The sequence below is a fragment of the Prevotella brunnea genome (assembly GCF_008016795.1).
GTDB classification, from domain to species: Bacteria; Bacteroidota; Bacteroidia; order Bacteroidales; family Bacteroidaceae; genus Prevotella; species Prevotella brunnea.
Genome location: NZ_SDIK01000032.1, coordinates 1 through 18943 on the forward strand (window position 1 = coordinate 1; position 18943 = coordinate 18943).

Annotated in this window: 14 protein-coding genes; 4 read left to right on the plus strand and 10 right to left on the minus strand. The window is 43.8% G+C overall.

What is annotated here, in order from left to right; all coding sequences use genetic code 11:
- Positions 1-309: 309 nt before the first annotated feature.
- The 8 genes from ETF27_RS04755 to ETF27_RS04790 form a co-directional block, all read right to left on the minus strand.
- Positions 310-807, minus strand: a complete 498-nt coding sequence (locus tag ETF27_RS04755) for a DUF4625 domain-containing protein (protein WP_130830276.1) — start codon at positions 805-807, stop codon at positions 310-312.
- A gap of 51 nt (positions 808-858) precedes the next feature.
- Complete coding sequence (locus ETF27_RS04760; RefSeq protein WP_130830277.1) at positions 859-1614, minus strand: DUF4625 domain-containing protein; 756 nt, start codon at positions 1612-1614, stop codon at positions 859-861.
- 61 nt (positions 1615-1675) lie between these two features.
- Positions 1676-3847, minus strand: a complete 2172-nt coding sequence (locus tag ETF27_RS04765; protein WP_130830278.1) for a TonB-dependent receptor — start codon at positions 3845-3847, stop codon at positions 1676-1678.
- Positions 3848-4078: 231 nt separating this feature from the next.
- The gene (locus ETF27_RS04770; protein ID WP_130830279.1) at positions 4079-4432 is read right to left on the minus strand and encodes a hypothetical protein; all 354 of its coding nucleotides are present in this window, start codon (positions 4430-4432) and stop codon (positions 4079-4081) included.
- A gap of 693 nt (positions 4433-5125) precedes the next feature.
- Complete coding sequence (locus ETF27_RS04775; protein ID WP_130830280.1) at positions 5126-8017, minus strand: triple tyrosine motif-containing protein; 2892 nt, start codon at positions 8015-8017, stop codon at positions 5126-5128.
- Between the two features lie 3 nt (positions 8018-8020).
- Entirely contained in the window at positions 8021-8419 is a 399-nt protein-coding gene (locus tag ETF27_RS04780) for a hypothetical protein (RefSeq protein WP_147785553.1), read from the minus strand.
- A gap of 1519 nt (positions 8420-9938) precedes the next feature.
- A complete protein-coding gene (glgP, locus tag ETF27_RS04785; protein WP_147785554.1) occupies positions 9939-12497 on the minus strand; it encodes an alpha-glucan family phosphorylase in 2559 nt (852 codons plus the stop codon).
- Between the two features lie 61 nt (positions 12498-12558).
- On the minus strand, positions 12559-14214 hold the full coding sequence (locus tag ETF27_RS04790) for a glycosyltransferase (RefSeq protein ID WP_147785555.1): 1656 nt from the start codon (positions 14212-14214) through the stop codon (positions 12559-12561).
- Positions 14215-14364: 150 nt separating this feature from the next.
- Between ETF27_RS04790 and ETF27_RS04795 the strand changes: the two genes are divergently transcribed.
- Positions 14365-14865, plus strand: coding sequence for a hypothetical protein (locus ETF27_RS04795; protein ID WP_130830686.1), 501 nt, complete (start codon positions 14365-14367; stop codon positions 14863-14865).
- 268 nt (positions 14866-15133) lie between these two features.
- On the opposite strand, the gene ETF27_RS11645 is transcribed toward ETF27_RS04795, so the two are convergent.
- On the minus strand, positions 15134-15265 hold the full coding sequence (locus tag ETF27_RS11645; protein WP_255418195.1) for a hypothetical protein: 132 nt from the start codon (positions 15263-15265) through the stop codon (positions 15134-15136).
- 15 nt (positions 15266-15280) lie between these two features.
- Here ETF27_RS11645 and ETF27_RS04800 point away from each other — a divergent pair, with 15 nt between their 5' ends.
- Genes ETF27_RS04800 through ETF27_RS04810 form a run of 3 tightly spaced genes read left to right on the plus strand, consistent with a single transcriptional unit; the run spans position 15281 to position 18278 of the window.
- Positions 15281-16510 (plus strand): site-specific integrase, encoded by a 1230-nt coding sequence (locus ETF27_RS04800; RefSeq protein ID WP_130830283.1) that lies wholly within the window; start codon positions 15281-15283, stop codon positions 16508-16510.
- A 59-nt stretch (positions 16511-16569) separates the two neighbouring features.
- On the plus strand, positions 16570-17865 hold the full coding sequence (locus ETF27_RS04805; protein ID WP_147785556.1) for a site-specific integrase: 1296 nt from the start codon (positions 16570-16572) through the stop codon (positions 17863-17865).
- A complete protein-coding gene (locus ETF27_RS04810) occupies positions 17862-18278 on the plus strand; it encodes a hypothetical protein (RefSeq protein WP_130830284.1) in 417 nt (138 codons plus the stop codon). Before ETF27_RS04805 ends, ETF27_RS04810 begins: the two co-directional genes overlap by 4 nt.
- 175 nt (positions 18279-18453) lie before the next feature.
- On the opposite strand, the gene ETF27_RS04815 is transcribed toward ETF27_RS04810, so the two are convergent.
- Positions 18454-18933, minus strand: a complete 480-nt coding sequence (locus ETF27_RS04815; protein ID WP_021670368.1) for an HlyD family efflux transporter periplasmic adaptor subunit — start codon at positions 18931-18933, stop codon at positions 18454-18456.
- Between the last annotated feature and the right edge of the window lie 10 nt (positions 18934-18943).

Below are 18943 nucleotides of genomic sequence, written 5' to 3' on the forward strand. Positions count from 1 at the left end.
TGAATTCAGGAAAAGACATACCTCCTCATGACTCCAAATCGTATTCAGGTAATGGTAAACAGGCTCTTGACAGTGAATATTCGACCCGGACATCACCATGAAATTATATTACAAAAACCACATCCGGGATGCGTTTCGTAATCCATTGATAATCAGAACGATAATAATTGCGATTTAAAAGCTTAGCTTTTGCGCTCCGATTCATGACCTTTTGCATTGCAAAAGCTTACCTTTTGGAACGCGAAAGGTAAGCTTTGGATAAACGAATGAAGAATATTTAGGACATTATTGGTTCAGAATGGCAAACCATCACTGCGCCGGAGCAATGAGTTTGATACTGATGGCTTTCAAGTCCTGATGTCCGGCCTTATCGGTAAAGCGTATCACGAAATGATAATCGCCCGGTTGGCGGTCGGTGGGAATATCAATGTCCTGATGGATGGTGAACGTTCTGCATCCGGAGGGAATGGTGAAGTCTTGGTTAAAGATCCATACCTTATCGTTCGCTGTCTTTTTGGGATCTAACGGACAATCGCCTGCCGATGTACTGTGGCTATGATGATCGAAGTTATTGTGAATTTCTATGTTATAGCTGCCCAATTCAATATTGTCCTTCAATATGTATCTCACCGGAATCTTTTCTCCCGGCTTATAGGTCTGGCAGTTTTCAGGCATTGCCACTATTCCCTCGTCGGTAATGGTGGGCTTCTCCAAATCTTTAACGCTGTCATCTATGTCATTTCCACTACATGACAAGAATAAAGCTATTATCGTCATTGATAATAAGAACAAATTGATTTTCTTCATTTTGCTTTCCTTTCTTTATTAAAACGGCGGATGAATCCGCCGTTATTTTTGCTATTTAATCTTAAAATCTTCCACTTCTCCCGTATTCTCATGCCCGGCTGCCTTCACCGTGAAATGGAAATGATAGACGCCTGCCTTACATTCCTTTGGAATGGTAATCACCTCTTCAAAAGTGAAAGCTGATTTGTTTAGATATTTTGCCAACGTTTTCGGCGACAGTTCCACCTCGTATTCTCCTTTCACGCCATGGAACTCCAACTCGATTTCATTAACATTCTTTCCCTCTACCATGCTCTTCACTTCGGCTCTGACAAGCACTTTATCGCCTGCTTTTGCCATAGTGACAGGCTGATGGGTGGTCGGATCGAGAAGAGCTGTCTTTACATCTGCGGTTTTTACTATGAAATTCACCTCTCCCTGAACAGATTTCATCTGACCGTTCATGTCCGTTACCTTGATAATAACATCATATTTGCCTTCCGGCAGTGTACCGGGAACGTCTATGTGTTCATGGAATGTTGTTTCCAACACCCCTACATATTTACCGGTATTGAACACCCGGCTTAGCATGGTTTTTCCGGTTTTATTCTTTATCTCTACTTCAATTTGCTTAATCTTGGCTTCGGCAAGGATTTGACATTCCAAATGGATGTCTTTACCGATGGTAGCCTCACCATCGTGTCCGATTTCCTCATGGGTTAATTCCAGTTTTGCCGTGTCGTTGTTTTCATCGTCACTGCAAGATGTCATAGCGAAAATGAATACACCTAAGAGCGCAATGGCTCCAAATAAAAATTTATAGTTCATTGTAGTAATTGTTTGTGAGACTTTCGTCTCGATTAAAAAAATGTTTTATAAATGCTTAATTCTAAAAATCTATCCCCACCATCACGGCAAGATTGCGTCCCGGCTCCGGAACATCAATCAAACGATAAAAGCTGGTGTGGTCATAATACTTCCTGTTGAGCAAATTCTCCGCGTTCAATCCTATTCTCAAGCTGAAATCCTTAAACTTAAATTTCTTTCCGGCTGTCATGTTGAGTGTGAAATGTCCGGGTGTGGGTTCCTCCGGTGGTACGATGTCGTGCTGTGCCCCTGTGAGATGTCCGCTCAAGGATACATATCCATCGTTTTCCGGCGAGTTCAAGCAGAACAGATACTTTAGTTCTGCCTCGGCAGACCATGGCGTGGAGAACGGTAAAGAATAGCCCTTCTTCTCGCCCGATAACTGTTCGGCATAAAGATACTCACCCTTTATCGATGCTTCCCAATCTCTTCGTATTTTCCAGTTCACCATCGCCTCGAAGCCACAACGCAATACGCGACTTTGCGTATAATAATAAAGTTGCAAGCCTTCATAATAATTGGGTGTGGGATTCATGTAAATATAGTTCGGGAAATAATTAATGTAAGGGTCAAGTTGTACCTCTAATGCGCCGTTGCTCCAATTTATCCCTGCATCGAGCTGATAAGACTCTTCAGGGTTGAGCTTTGAATTTCCTTGCTCGTACCTGAAGATGTTGTAGTTTACGCCATTTGCTCCCAATTCCTTGGCGATGGGGATGCGAAAACTCTTTCCGAAGTTTGCCTTGAAGGTCCAATCGCGAACGGAATAGTTTACTCCCACCGACCATGTCAGATCGTTGAAGTTCCGACTGATGTCTTGCGCTCTTGACTTAAATACCGAATCTGTAGCACTAATCGGAGTTTTATACCAATCATTGTAATCGTGTATATGCGTCCGGGCATAATCGTAACGTAGCCCGGCGTTGAAAATCAAATCTTTTGACACCGTAAACCGGTCGAAGACATATCCCCCTACGGAGAAGGTCTCGAAGTCTGGAATGATAAATCCCCATCCGGTCCTTCGGTTATGTTGAAATTCCCCATCAATACCGGTCTGCAATTCATGCTTGTCGGTCAGTTTTATCTTCAATCCCGGATGAGCGGATAAAGTGCTCTTATTGAATTTTCGTTCCGTCGTTCCTTGCGGTTTCGGCATATATCCGTGTGAAACCGGCTCGGAGCACTCCTTCCGAATGTTGTTTTGAAAAGCGAGATTTAACTCCAATTGCCCATTGTCCCATTGATAGGAAGTGTGGCTCTGTGCCATGAAGTGATTGACACTCTGATAGGGAAGGTCGATGTCGCGTCGCGACTTGTCGTAGTCAATGTCCGACATCCTTACCTCTATTCCGTGCGCATTGGCAAAAAAGCCACTCTTCGAGTAAGTGTCGGCTAACTTCAAGTCGGTTCTGAACCGATAATTCTTAAATCCCAACGTCAGACTTCCATCTCTTTCCTTGCCTGCCGTATTGCGCAAACGCTTGTTTTTTAATCGGATATAGTATGAGTAATACTGAATGGAATCAGTAGGAACCTTGTAATCGGCATAATCAATGAGCGTGAAATTACCACGCCAAAAGAATTTTCCGGCTTTCCCTTCCATCCTGCCGGACAGTCCCAACGACTCGTTATTGGAGCGAGAAAAGATCGAAACGCTTCCCTGAAGGCTTCGCATGGGCACATAATTGCTAAAAAGACTTATCACGCCACCGATGGCATCAGATCCGTACAGCAGAGCCGCAGGTCCCTTAATGATTTCCACTCTATCCACGGAAAATTGGTCAATCTCCAGCCCGTGGTCATCGCCCCATTGTTGGCCTTCGTGCTTGATGCCATCTTCCACCACCACCATACGGTTAAATCCCAGTCCGCGAATTGCCGGCTTCGATTGTCCCGATCCTATGCTCATGGCTTTTACTCCGGGAACTCTGTTCAGACTTTGCATCAAACTTCCCGAAAAGTTGGTTTGCAAATACCCACGATCTATATGTATGTTGTTTATCGATGACCGCATCTGCAATTCTTTCCGTCGATTGCCCACCACCGTAACATTGCTCATTACAATCGCCGTGTCCGAATTATGTTCTTTCGGAGCATTCCATGAGGCAACGGAATGGGACTTGGTGGCGGGATGACAGAAAACCTCACAAGACAGGGTCAAGGATAGAATCACCGTCAATACAGTCTTATTCATATCTTTGATTTTTGTTTTTGTCTCGACACTCCTCACGACACACTAATGAAAGAACGGAGGTCGTCTTCTTTTCATCTCTTTCCGTTTGATTGTCGAAATCGATACGAAACTATAATCGGTGATGCCTTGTCGTTGGTAAAAGATGCACTGATGAAACATGATGCAACAAGCCGACAATCCCGACACAAAGGAAAGATGTGTCTAAATCAATTCTATAAAAATAACAAGGAATTATCCCCGGACAAAAACGGGAGGAGCGCGAAGACCATTGGTTTCTTTTCCGGCGAAGTAACAACCTGCCACGGTGAAAAGAATCACCGCAATGATATAAGTGGGAATAAACGCTCCTACTTTTATGGTTTCCGGATGAAAGAAACTAAAAAACGTAAAGTTGCAAATAGGACAAGTTTCGGCATGATGACCGGCGGCATGATGACTGGTAAGAACAACGCTTACCTTTTCCTCCGCGTCCGATTCTGCCTGACAAACATGAAACGCCCTGACGACCATTGGCAGTGTGAAGACCACCAAGAGCAACCATGCCACAAGAGCACGCATTTCGCCATGTTTGTAAACCTTTGTCATTCTTCGCGACAATTTTTCGGACTGCAAATATAAAACAATTCTCGAGCGATTGCAAGAAATTTAAGAAATAATAAACATTTTTTTTGCAAATGCCTTCATTTAACTCAAATCCTGCATTAGGATTTCTCGGCGTTATATGGCGGTGAGGATGGTAAACAGACGTTTGATAGTAAACATTCGACCCGCCCATCAATATGAAATTATATTACAAAAACCATGTCTGAGACACGTTTCACAACCCATTGATAATCAGAATGATATTAATTGCGATTTAAAAGCTTAGCTTTTGCACTCCAATTCATGACCTTTTGCATTGCAAAAGCTTACCTTTTGGAAAGCAAAAGCTAAGCTTTGGATAAACGAATGAAGAAAATTCAGGACATTATTGAAGTTTTCCCATATATCGAGGGAGGTTTTCGCGTTTTCAACGCCCCGGTTAAACAAAGAACATGCTTATCTTCTGTCTTGTTTCGGACAGGCGCAGGTGTTAATATGAATCTATTGCGTATGATTTTGAGTTAGTAAATTGCTGAAAAACAAACCTATATAATTGAATAATTACAATGGTGTTCATTAGAAAAAAGGACTAAAATAGGCTCTAATGCCCGATTTGGGTTTAAGATTGGTTTGTGAAAATGTGTCATTCTTTCGTTCACGATTAGAGCAGGGGGTTGTCATGAGGAGACTTCCCCGCTAAGGCTCCTTTTCCAGGTCTTGGATAAAGACAGTCAGGTTGTCGCCACTCTCCAACTCCAACTTCTTGCGAAGTCGGTATCTGGCGGTCTCAATGCTGCGCACCGAAGTGTTGAGGAGCGAGGCCATCTCTTTCGAAGAAAGCCCCATCTTGAGGTAAGCACAGAGCTTCAGGTCGTTCTTCTTTAAAGTAGGATATCGGGAGGTGAGCTTTTGCATGAAATTGTCATAGACGAGATTAAAGTTCTCTTGAAATTTCTCCCAGTTGTCATCATCAGCCATGTTTCCTTTTATCCCGCGACGAATATCATTGATTTTCTTGGTCAGACTCGATTTTGTATCTTCCCCTCTCACGCTTTCCGAGAGTGCTGCCATCTGTTCGTCAATGGCTTTCAGCATGTCGTTTTTTCGCACGAGATTCATCGTTGAATCCGCCAATTCTCCCGATTTATGTTTTAGCTCCACTGTCAGCTGTTCGTTGCGAAGTTCCACGAGTTCTTTCTCCTTTTTCTCCTCTTGGATTAGAAATTGTGCTCGCTGTTCTTTCAGTTGCCGTTCTTTTTCCTCTTTCAATCTTGCCAATTTCTGCTCGGAACGCCTTTGCATATAACGATACAAATAGTACAGACAGAATACTGCCAATAATAGATAGATGAAATATGCCGCCGGGGTCTCATACCAAGCCGGCAACACTCTCAAATTCATGCTTAGCTCGCTCACCTGTCCCGTAACTTGATTGGTGGCCTTGACGCGGAAAGTGTAATGCCCTTTCTTCAATTGGGTGTATTCTTTCGAGGTGGAAGTTTGTGGCGCAGACCATTTCTCATCGTAGCCCTCAAGTTTACAAACATAACTTACCGCCCTGTCATCTCTGTATTCCGGCATGACAAACTCCATTCTTATGGAATTAAGCGAATGGGGCAGAGCAATTTCCTTTTCTCGAAGTCCGGGGTAATGAGCATAGAGCAAGGTGTCTTTTCCTTCCGTTCCCCATACGGCGCGCAGGAAGAAATGTTTTTCACCCTCATTGCCCTTGTAATCATCGTTCATTACATAAAACCCATTGTCATAATTAAGTAGTGTGTGTGCTGACGTGAGTGCGCTGATGTGCCCGAAATTCACTTGCAACCTTCGCACCAAATTTCCAAAAGCCAATCGTTTGACGGCATATCCCCTGCGAGTGGGTCGTGCTACGGCAAGATAGTTGTCTTTGTAAGCCCAGAGTTTTCCATCCGGTAGTTCCGTTATTCTTAGTGCCTGTCCATAGGTGTTGAAGACATGGTTCATCTTCTCTGCTTTCTCAAGCTTTCCACTATGGGCGTTGTAATATCTGAAACCATCAACGGATGTAATGTATATTCTGCCACCGAACTTCGCAACGAGGTTGTTATCGTCTGTCGGAAGCCCATTTCCCCGATAAAAATGCTGTATTTTCTCAATGCGTCGTAAGTCATCGGACAACCAAAAATGATAAATGCCTTTGCGCCAATGGCTGAACCAAAAGCTTCCATCGGCATCTTCTTCAAACCCTGCCCCCGTTTCGGAAAATCCTGTTACCCGATTAACCAGTTCCACTCCCGCGTCCGTTTGCCTTAAAATGAAAAAGCCCTGATAATCGTTCGCGAGAATGTAGCCCGGATGTCTTTTCAATGCCATGAGATTCCATGTGCCTTGCGTGCCTTTCACCTTCACGACTTTGTCTCCACTGACCGTGAAAGTGCCGGCATCGGCTCCACAAAACAGTCGATTTCCGATTTTTTTCAAACACCATATCTGCCCCGTAAGTTGAGGAATGGGAATGGGCTTGCTCTCGGCAGTAATGTCGCTCAAAGCCGATGACATATAGAATAATCCCAGATTGGTGCCGAGATAGAGCCGGTTGCCATCCACGATGGAAGCGTACCCGGTGCCAACGTTGTTATTGTACCCCAATAAATCGGAGAACGGGGTTTCCATCATGACATACGAGATACCATTGTCGAGTCCCAACCAGATATTGAGATTACGATCGAATTTTATCGATAAAATCGTGTTGTTTTGAAGTCCGGTCAGTGCGTTGGCATACCAGTTCTTCCCGGTTATGATGTTCTTTACGATAAGACCATCCTTCACCGTTCCGAAGGCTAAGTGTGTCGGAGTGGCAGTGGCGCAAAACACTTGTGCGGTTTGCAGGTGCGGAGTGATATCTAAAACAAATGGCGACAACGACTTCCAGTCATAAAGATACAATCCATTGTTGGCAGTTACGAACAGGATTTGATGAAAAAGTGGCAGAATGGCTCTTACCGACTTGCCTCTTAAGGTTTTCGCTGATGGCAGGATGGTGAGCTGCTTACCATCGAAGACGTAATTCTGCTCGCGACAAGACACGATGAGCCGGTCATTGAAGACGGCTGTGGTCTCAATTCTGAAGGGGACGGACTGAATCTTCATGACACCATCATTGCGAAAGAAGTATAAGCAGTGCTTCGACTCGAACACCACTCCGCTTCTTAACTTGTGAATATTCCATATTTCTCCGAAGGAGCGATGATGCAAGGGAAGTCGTGAGGAAATGGAATGATAAATAGGCGAGAAATTGGTGTTGTTTCGATAAAAAAAACCGAATTCATCGGTACCACCCACGTATGCTACGCATTTTTTCTTATCGTACAGCACCGATCGTACGCTGGTGAAGTTGGAAAGAGGGAAGATGTCCCATTTGTCTCCATCGAAGAGTAGCAAACCATCATCATTGGCAAACAGCATCCTGTCGTCCGGTGCTTGATCGATTGCCCAGTTCTGTCTGCCACCGAGATAGTTGATACTATTAAAGTTTCTCACCATCGGTACTTGTCCTCTCATGGGAAGTACAAGCCACAAACAAGCAAATAGGAATATCTTAAATTTCATTTGTCAAGTATTAATGAGTTTCTCAGCCTCATCGATGTGTTTTGGGGCTGTTGTATTAGGGTTCTTGTTGGCAAGCTCTTGCCATTTCGTGCTGATATATATGTTTTCAGGTTTCAGCAAACCGGTAGCGATTTTTCTCCAAGTCGCACTATTTCCTCTATTATGTGTGAGATAATGGTAAGAGAAATAGCTGTTGACCATACAAAAGTACAAAGAAATTCCGATAATACGTTCTATATGATAGTTTTTTTTATTACCGACAGATTTCTTGATGATATTTGCCGGCCGGAAAATGATAAAGCGGCTAAAGGGCATTATGATGTCTGCAAAATAATTTGCGCTAATAATCTTTGCGTCAAAGAAAAAATTGTTACCTTTGTTTTGTAAACGGAATAATGACATTGAGTTTGTCAATCTGATGAATTTGGAGTGAAAATGATATATAAGCGAATGATTTGCAAAAGCTGAGATTTTGCGCAAGGTGTTTCATTAAAATCATTGGAAAATCTCAAAAAGAACAGAGATTTCTTATGAAAAATGCACCTAACGAGCGTAAAACGACTTTGTTCAATAAGATGTTTTGTGGGAATTGTTCCCATTCAAGACGATATTTTGTTGTTTCTCATCTCTGTAGATTTAGCAAAAAGCAACGGTTTCATCGGTGTTTTTAGCTTTTAAAGCTTTATAATTGAAACAAGCCCTTGAATAGTTGGAAGAAAACGTATAAAGAAAAAGAAAATTATAACAGTGCATTGAGAAAACGATGGTTTGTGTAAAAATGAGCGTAAGAGGACAGGCTAAATCAGGAAAATGAGCAAGAGAAGTTTGGGAAACACATGTAAATAAGGAGATTTTTGTGAAAAAGTGAGTTTTTTGTGAGTTATAAAATTTGATGGGTAATGTTTTTAGCTCTATCTTTGCATCACCAACACAAAAATCATATTAGCACAGAAAGATAAAGTTGAAGGTTTTTAATAGTTATGTTATTTGAGTTATATTATTAGTCGTTAATGTCGGCCTCCTGTGAAAGACGCCGACATTCTTTTTTTTAAACTAAGCCGAGCAATGGAAATCAAGACCGGCGCAAAGCAGGGAACATATATGAGAGCAATGTTTCAACATTACGCAATGAATGGATGGCATACTCTCTGCGACTGGCAGGGCTAAACTGACTCTTTCGAATACATTTTCCTTCTTCGAAATCATTACGGTCAATGTAGAAGATAACCCGGCGATATGGGAAAAGTGCAATAATGTCCTGAATTTTCTTCATTCGTTTATCCAAAGCTTAGCTTTTGCTTTCCAAAAGCTTAGCTTTTGCAATGTAAAAGGTCATGAATTGAAGTGCAAAAGCTAAGCTTTTAAATCACAATTAATATCGTCTTGATTATCAACAGATTACGAATCGTGTCGCGAGCGTGGTTTTTGTAATGTAATTTCGTGATGCCGGGCGGGTCGAATGTTCGCTGTCAAGCGTCTGTTTGGCATCACCTGAATACGAATTGGAGGCATAAGGAGGCATGTGTTATCCGACATTGGAACAGAATACGTCCGGTCTCATGATTTGACACGACTTTGCGTGGAAATAACAACATCATTCAGGAAGTCATTGGGAAGCGACAAAGGATTTTCCATAGTCATGCAACATCGGGAAATCCTGATGAATTGATGAGAAAAACATGAAAGAGGATGATTGAAAAAGCATCAATCGGGAAAGCCTTTTCAGTAAGTGTAAAACGTCTCTATAGAGGTGTCAAGTACGTCTCTATAGAGGCGTTAAGCATGTCTCTATAGAGGCGTAACACACGTCTCTATAGAGACGTTGAACACAGCTCTATAGAGACGTGTGACGGGGTTGTTCGTCGTGAAAAAAAGACATAAAAACATCAGGATGTTTGCTTTTTCACACTCTCTCGGTTTATCAGCCGAGCCACTTCACGTAAGCGAAGTCCTGACGATGAGGCAAGAGGTCTGACTTCGGATACATGCGCACGGCACACTTGTAGGCACCGGCTTCGTCCGGTGTGAATTCGAGACGGAAGGTGTAGAGGTTGCCCTCGTTCTTTACGAGCGTAAACGGTAGAACCTTATGAATATTGGTATCGTTGGCGGGATTGTTGTCCAAGACAACGAGTTCCAAGCCTACGGCATCTTGCAATCCCTTTTCATCGATGGTGCAGGTAAGGGTTTTTACTTCTCCGGTAACACCGTTGTGCAGTATGCCAATGTCGCCATCTACGACACTGATGCCGTCCCAACGTTCCGCGACGGTTTCTTTCCATCCGGCTATATCCTTTGCGAGCTTATTGTTGTCGGCGTGTAAACGTTGCGAACGCTCGGCAAGTTTCTCGTAGAACTTAGCGTAATAATCGTCCAATTGACGCTTCATGGTGTAATGTGGTGCAATGGTTGCGATGGAATTCTTCACCACCTTTACCCAATCGGCAGAATAATCTTTTCCTTCAGTCTTGTTAAAGTAGAGTGGGATGATTTCGTTTTCCAACAAGCTGTAGATGGTGGCAGCGTCCAATTGGTCTTGATAAGCTTGGTTTTGGTATGTACGTTCTTGCGGAAGCGCCCAACCAGCGCCCTCGCGATAACCTTCCACCCACCATCCGTCGAGGACAGAGAGATTGACAACACCGTTAAGCTCAGCCTTCTCGCCTGATGTGCCACTGGCTTCGAGCGGGCGAGTCGGCGTGTTCATCCAGATATCTACACCCGAAACAAGACGACGCGCCAGCTGCATGTCGTAATCTTCGAGGAAGATAATCTTGCCAAGGAACTGCGGCATGCGTGAAATCTCAAATATGCGCTTGATCAATCCCTGACCAGCACCGTCTGCCGGGTGAGCCTTTCCTGAGAAGAAGAAGAGCACAGGACGGTCGGGGTTGTTGACAATCCTATCGAGCCGGTCGAGGTCGGTGAAGAGAAGATGCGCCCGCTTGTAAGTCGCAAAACGGCGGCAGAAGCCTATCATCAGCGCATTGGGGTTGATTTTCTCAAGTATTGAGACAACCTTCGCAGGGTCGCCTTGGTTGCGGAGCCATTGTTGGGTGAACTTATCGCGGATATATTTGATGAGCTTGTTCTTCAAGGCCATACGCGTGTTCCAAATTTCCTCGTCCGAAACATTATAGATGGCATGCCAGATTTCCTCATTACTCTGGTCGCACATGAAACTCTTGTCGAAATATTTATCATACACCTTGCGCCATTCGGTCGCCGTCCATGTAGGCAAGTGAACACCGTTGGTGACATAACCCACACTGTTTTCCTCGGGGAAATAACCCTTCCACAGCGGAGCGAACATCTTCTGGCTCACCCAACCATGAAGTTTCGACACACCGTTGATTTCCTGCGATGTGTTGCACGCGAACGTACTCATGCAGAAACGCTCACTGTGATCTTCGGGATTGGTGCGCCCCATTCCGATAAACTCATCCCAAGAGATGCCCAACTTCGCAGGATATGCGCCCATGTATTTGCCGAAAAGCTCCTCATCGAAATAGTCGTGTCCTGCTGGAACTGGTGTATGAACGGTGTAGATCGAAGAAGCACGAACCAACTCCATTGCCTGATTGAAGGTAAGTCCCTCTTCTATGTAATCGCATAAACGCTGAAGGTTACAGAGCGCCGCATGCCCCTCGTTACAGTGATAGACATCTTTCTTGATTCCGAGCTTCTTCAGTGTGAGCATGCCGCCGATACCGAGAAGAATCTCCTGCTTGATGCGGTTCTCCCAGTCGCCGCCGTAAAGGGCATGAGTGATTGACTTGTCGAACTCGGAGTTCATGTCGTGGTCAGTGTCGAGCAAATAGAGCTTGATGCGCCCCACGTTTGCCACCCATACTAACGCATGCACGTGATAATTGCTATACGGAACATCAACCACCACCTGATTGCCATCCTTGTCGAGGACGCGTTCGATGGGCAGTGAGTTGAAATTCTGTGCATCGTATTTAGCCAACTGCTGACCATCCATCGACAGACTCTGACGGAAATATCCGAAACGGTACAAGAATCCTACCGCGCAAAGGTCAACATTTGAGTCGGAAGCCTCCTTCAAATAATCGCCGGCGAGCATTCCCAGACCGCCGGAATATATCTTGAGCACTTGATTGAGACCATATTCCATGGAGAAATAAGCCACCGATGGGCGTTGCGTATTTGGCTTGACACTCATATAGTCAGTAAACATCTTGTAAACATCGTTCACCTTCTTCATCAGCGTCTTGTCCTTAACGATGGCCTGTTTGCGATCGTAACTCAAACGTTCGAGCAACAACACCGGATTATGTCCTACTTCTTCGTAGAGAGTCTCGTCCAAACTCTTAAACATGTTCCTTGCCTCGTAGTTCCAGCCCCACCACATGTTGTGAGCAAGTTCGTCGAGACAGCTAAGTTCCTTGGGAAGACTTGACTTCACATTCAACTCAATCCAATTTGGCTCATTTGAATAGTCAGATTTAATTTTCATAATTTTCCCTATTGATTTTATGATTATGTTTTTGTTTTGTGTTATCTTGAAAATATCCTTATCAATGTTCAGAAAGAGCGACTCTCTGCCGCATGTTCTCGAATGCGGTAGCGTAAGCTCGTTCGTAATGGCAGAAAAATTCTTTCCAAAGTGCTTTGGAAGAGAGAAGACAAGCATTGCGGCGGCATTTGTTCACAGCGACTTTATCGAATGTGGAGAACCGCAGAATGGTGTCCTTGATAGCATCGGCTACATCGGAATAGTTATAATCCGTTCGATGAATTACCTGTACGCCATCTTCTATTCCAATGTTTCCGCCCTTTGTCTTGTCAGCCCAAAGCCCAAAGCCGGAAAGATCGGTGGTAATGCAAGGCACCTTGAAAGCCACTGACTCCAAGGGTGTGTAACCCCAAGGCTCGTAATAAGAGGGGAATACACATAAATCGTTGCCCAGCACCATGTCATAATAAGAAAGATTGAGAATACCATCTTCGCCAATCAAATAGCTGGGGATAAAGATGAGTTTCACCTTGTCATCTTTCTCATTCCGGATGTTCAGATGGCGCATCATGTTCAATACCTTATCATTGTCCATGTCGTACAGCCAATGTGTGATGTGCGGCTGCTCAAGGGGAGTATTCCATTCCCGGTCGCTTGTCAATCGTTCTTGAAGATCTTTGCGAGGACCTGCCACCCATCCCGGGACTTTTATGAACGCAAGCACATTTCTCCGTAAGCGCGTGTCGTTGTTCAGTCGGCTGACAGCTTCTATAAAAACATCAATCCCTTTGTTCCTGAACTCGTATCGACCGCTTGTCGAAATTATCAGTGCATCGTTGTCAATTGCCGTGCCGGTAAGGGCGTTGGCAATGCGCACCAAACGTTGGCGGGCTGCTTTGCGCTTGTTGTTGAATTGTATCGCTCGGGGAATGAAGTTGTCCTCAAAGCCATTGGGCAGCACCACATCAACCGGCTTGTCGAGCAACTCCCGGCACTCTTTTGCGGTGATGTCGCTCACGGTGGTGAAACAGTCCGCATGGTGGGCGGTCTGCTTTTCTATGGAATGTTTACTTTGCATATTTAGCTCGAAAGCCATTTGGTCGCCATTGTAGTCGGAGAGATATTCGTAAAGCGGTTTGTTGTTTCCGGCAATGCTGCGCCCTATGCAGGTGGCATGTGTGGTGAAGATGGAGGCTATCTGTGGCAAAAGCTTCTGTAAGAAAAGGACAGCGAATCCGGTCTGCCATTCATTGGCATGGAACAGTACGTTGGGCGTATCGGTTAAGTAAAATTGATAGAAACTTTCAACCGTCAGGGCGACGGCGTATGAGAAGAGAGCGGATTCATCGTAATCGCCGTAGGCGTGAAGACTATCCACCCCATAATCTTCCCACAACTTGCCGTATAAGCTGTTTTTTCTTGAGGAAAAAGGTGAAGAATCTACCAAGAACGCGATAGGACTGCCCGGGACAGACCATCTTCCTATTCTTACGTGCAATCCGGATTGGCGTGCCACCTCTTTCCATTCTTGAAACAAGGACACATCTTCAATAAAAAAAGGATTTGCTTTATCCTGCCAACAATCAGGTCCGATAAAGATAACCTTATCACGCATCTTGTCTTGCATGGTCTTCGCCCTCGTTGAGAGCACCGTGTAAATTCCTCCTACTTTGTTACAAACCTCCCAACTGGTCTCAAAAATGAAATCCGGAAACATCCTTTACCTTTTAATATAATACTAATCTTGCGCTGCAAAGATAGCAAAAAAAAGTGAAACTAAACGAAGAACGCTGTTTATTTCAATTTTACAAAGTACGGATAACGGAAAAATTCTTATCTTTGCAACATATAAACGAAAGGATAGAGCATGGAACGACTTATATGTTTGATTGCCACCATCGTCTTCATGACCATGGCAACGGCGCAAAACAATGTAGAGCAGTACGCGAATTCAAAAAGTGATGAAAATCAAAACGTAATCGTGTGTGATACGTTGTCGAGTGCAAATAAAAATAATTCTGTGTTTAAGGGGCATTTTGAAAATGAAGAATATCAAGTTTGGTTGGATCTTGACCTTTACCATCAAACCGTTATCGTGCCCAATCAGGAGGTTTTCGGCAATCTGCCCGGATATCTCGGAGCGAAACGCGATACGAGGAAATGGCTGATTACCGATAGCGAAGTACAAGGAAAGGAGGCATTGCTCACCATTATCAACGACTATGGAAGCGAGGATTTAACCGCACGCATCACGCTTAACGATGACGGTTCATACACCTTTACGCAAGAGAAAGGTAGCACGATTAGAATCGTTGTCAATCGCAAATGGGTGAAATTGCCTAAGAAGCTCATTTTCGTCAAGAAATAACAACGACGTGCAACCCCATCCATAACTTCATTTTAACTCAAAATAGCATTCGTTTTGCAAAAGCTTAGCTATTGCATTGCAAAACCTAAGCTTTTGGATGGTAAAAGGTAAGCTTTTGGAGTGCAACTAATCAACGAAAATGAAGAAATATCGAAGTTGGTGTAAACTGACTGATAATGAGAAGGAAACGGAATAATTTGCATAGAACTTCCTTTTTCAAAAAGGGCAGGTATACGCAGATTTAGGCAGAAGTTCAGTTACTAAACCGTTACCCGATTTTGCCATAGGTAACGATGGAGTAATTTTCGGTAACTGAGTTATTTTCGCTCGTGTGGCTGTTGCTGCGGTTGGCAGTTTTCTGCATAAGTGAGGAACGCTTTGAAATTGGTAATTTTGCCACAAAACATCAAAGCGTATGAAAACAGAAAAAATGAAGGTGTTGCTCTACCTCAAAAAGAGTGGTCTGGACAAGTCGGGTAAAGCACCGATTATGGGACGGATAACCATTGGGCGTTCCATCGCACAGTTCAGTTGCAAGCTCTCCTGCAATCCTGACTTGTGGAATCCCCGTGAGAGCAGAATGGACGGAAAAAGTCGTGAGGCGGTGGAGGTGAATGGCAGGTTGGAGAACTTGCTGCTGTCCATTCAGTCAGCCTATCAGTCTTTGCTTGCAAGAGGTTGCCCATTTGACGTAACCGATGTGAAGGAACTGTTTCAAGGCAGTGTGCAGACACGGTGCATGCTCATCGAAAGGCTTGATATGCTCATCAAAGAGAAAGAAAGTCATATCGGTGTAGACCTCAGAAAAGAGTCAATGGCAAGCTATCACTCCACGAGAATCCACTTGCAGGAGTTCATCCAAGCGAAGTATAAGGTTTCTGACTTAGCCTTCTCACAACTGACAGAGAACTTCATCCATGAGTTTCAGCAGTACTTCTTGGGAGAGTGTGGATTTCAGGAAAGCTCATTCTACAATGTCGCCACCCATTTGAAAACAGTTTGCAGGCTGGCTTACCGTGAGGGATTGGCAGACATCCTGCTTTTCGACAAAGTCAAAATCAGCAAGGGCGATAAGAAACTCCCAAAGGCACTTGACAGACGTTCACTTGACAAACTAATGAATACCCACTTCGGAGAGTTGGAGGAAGAAATGGAAACAGCAAGGGATTTGTTTGTTTTTGCCTGTCATACAGGTGTAGCCTATTGTGATTTAATGGGATTAAGTAAGACACATCTTGTCCGTGATGATGAGGAAAATCTTTGGATGAAGTTCAATAGGAAGAAGACAGGTGTACTTTGCCGTATTAAGTTGTTGCCTGAAGCGATTAGGATAATAGAGAAGTATCGAGGCGAAGAAAGGGAAAGACTGCTGCCACAGATGAAGTATGCCACCTATCAGTCGTATCTTAAAGCATTGCGCCTTAGAGAGGATATAGCCTTTCCCTTTACCACGCATACGGCAAGACACACCTTTGCCACACTTATCACGCTTGAGCAAGGAGTACCTATTGAAACGGTGAGCAAGATGCTCGGACATAGCAACGTAAGCATGACCGAGCGTTATGCAAAGGTTACACCCAAGAAACTCTTTGAGGAATTTGACCGTTTCCTTTCTTTCACCGAAGAAATGCAACTGGCTATCTAATCCTTATCAAATCATTTGATTTATTATCTATTCATTTAAAATTTCAAAATACCAAGACAATGAGAAGTACATTCAAGATTCTGTTCTATATCAACAGACAGAAGACAAAGGCAGACGGCAATACTACCATTCTCTGCCGTATCACCATTGACGGAAAGAATACCGCCATTACCACAGGAGAAGAGTGTAAATTCTCCGAGTGGAACACCAAGCAGGGTTTGACAACCAACAAGAAGACCAATCAAAGAATTAATGAGTTCAGGGATTTAGTGGAAAAGACCTATCGGGACATTCTTGTAAAGGATGGAGTAGTAAGTGTGGAACTTGTAAAAAACCGCTTACAGGGTATTGCCACCAATCCGACCACACTCCTTGCCATGAGCAGGGCGGAACTGCAAGCAGTCAAAGAAAGCGTTGGCAGGTCAAGGGCAGAGGGCACTTATCTGAACCTGTTCTATTCTGACAGAAATCTCCGTGAATTTGTCGAAAACAAAGGAGTGCAGGACATACCCATCGGAATAATTACAGAGGACTTGTTCGAGGAATACCGCTTCTTTCTCAAAAAGCGTGGACTGAAAGCATCTACCGTCAACAGCAACCTCTGCTGGCTGAGCCGACTAATGTTCCGTGCTGTCAGCAAGAGGATTATACGCTATAATCCGTTTGAGAATGCCAAGTATGAGAAGGAGGAAAAGAAGATACGTTTTATGCAAAAGAGCGATGTAATGAAACTTATGTCAATGAGAATGAATGACAAGGAAACAGAGTTAGCAAGACAGATGTTCATCTTTTCCTGCTTTACAGGCTTGGCTATCTCAGACATGGAAAATTTGGAATACAAGCATATCCAAACGACAGCGGATGGACAGATGTATATAAGAAAGGAACGTCAGAAAACCAAGGTTGAGTTCATCGTGCCGTTACATCCCATAGCGGAAGCCATCATCAGTCATTGCCGGAAAGAGCCGGAAAGAAGCGAGGTACAGCAGACGGTGAAAGAAAAAGGCGACCACCTTGTTTTTCACCGTGATTGCAGCCGCAGTGTCATGGATACCAAACTGAGCATCGTGGGAAAGGCTTGCGGTATCCGCCAAAGACTTTCCTTCCACATGGCAAGGCATACGTTTGGCACGATGTGCCTTAGCGCAGGAATACCTATTGAGAGTATAGCCAAGATGATGGGACACGCCTCCATATCAAGCACTCAAGTTTATGCGCAGGTGACGGACAAAAAGATATCAGAGGATATGGACAGGCTCATTGCCAAGCAATCAGTAAAGGAAAAGGAAACTATGGAGAGAGAGGCTTGTGAACCTTCGGATATTGTAATCTGTAAAATGGAAGAAACGGCATGAAAACAAACAACAATCCAAAAATAAGAACAAACACTTCCAATCAGCGTAGTTATTTTGATTGGGGCAGCAAAATGCAAGTCATTCGCAAAGGAAACGGAGAGATAGCCATGACAGAGAGTGAACTTGTGAGGTTCTTCGGTGTGACGTGGAGAAAACTCAATTATAGGCTTCAGACGATTATGAAATCTTCCAACCTGCATCCCGATGAAAGGTGTGCAGGTGAAGAACCTGTTTTCATCAACGGACAACTTAAAGGTTATGCACCGCTCTATCCTCTTTCAATTATCATTGCCCTGTCCTTTCTGTTAAGCAGCACCGAAGCGTATTTGTTCAGAAAGTACATCAGTAGAAAATTGCAGACAGAGGCTGCCATTGTAACGCCAATCTTCCTGTTGGGCAATACCAAGAACTGATGAATATATTTCCTTTTTCTTTCACTGATTATATCTTACTACATTACTACAATAAGAGTTAAAGCGGTGAAAGAAAAAAGGATTAACTTGTAGTAAAGTACTCGAAAATAATGGTACTACGCAGTAACTACATTTGCCTTTCTCTTTCATCGCTTTATTACGGATAAAAAGGAGATTATATGCTGTTTGTTATTTGCTTGACAATTCTTTGAAGCACGCTTTCATTGTTTACGAGTATGGATGTTGTGCCTGTCATTCCCTTGATAGTTTTATACCTGCAATCCGTTATCTTTACCTGTGCCGTGAACACACTACCTTTTGCTGTTTGTCGGGGTGTATGCGATGTGGCGGTTATCGTACCATTGGCTGTTCCGTATGTTTCGACATCGTAGCCCTCAAATTCTATGTTTGCCGTCATTCCTTTTGTTACCCAATTCACATATTTATAGGGAATGTCTATTGTTCCTTGATGTTCGTCTGCCATCTCAATCCTTGCACTGATGGTCTCAGGATAAGGGATAAAGTATGCACCTGTCAGCAGTCCCAATATCACAATGGTGATAATCGTGATACCATAACGGACTATCCTTGATGGTATCTCGCCAATAATATGCCTTACCTTCTCGCTGCGGAGTTCTATCTTATTGTCTACCATAATATTCCTT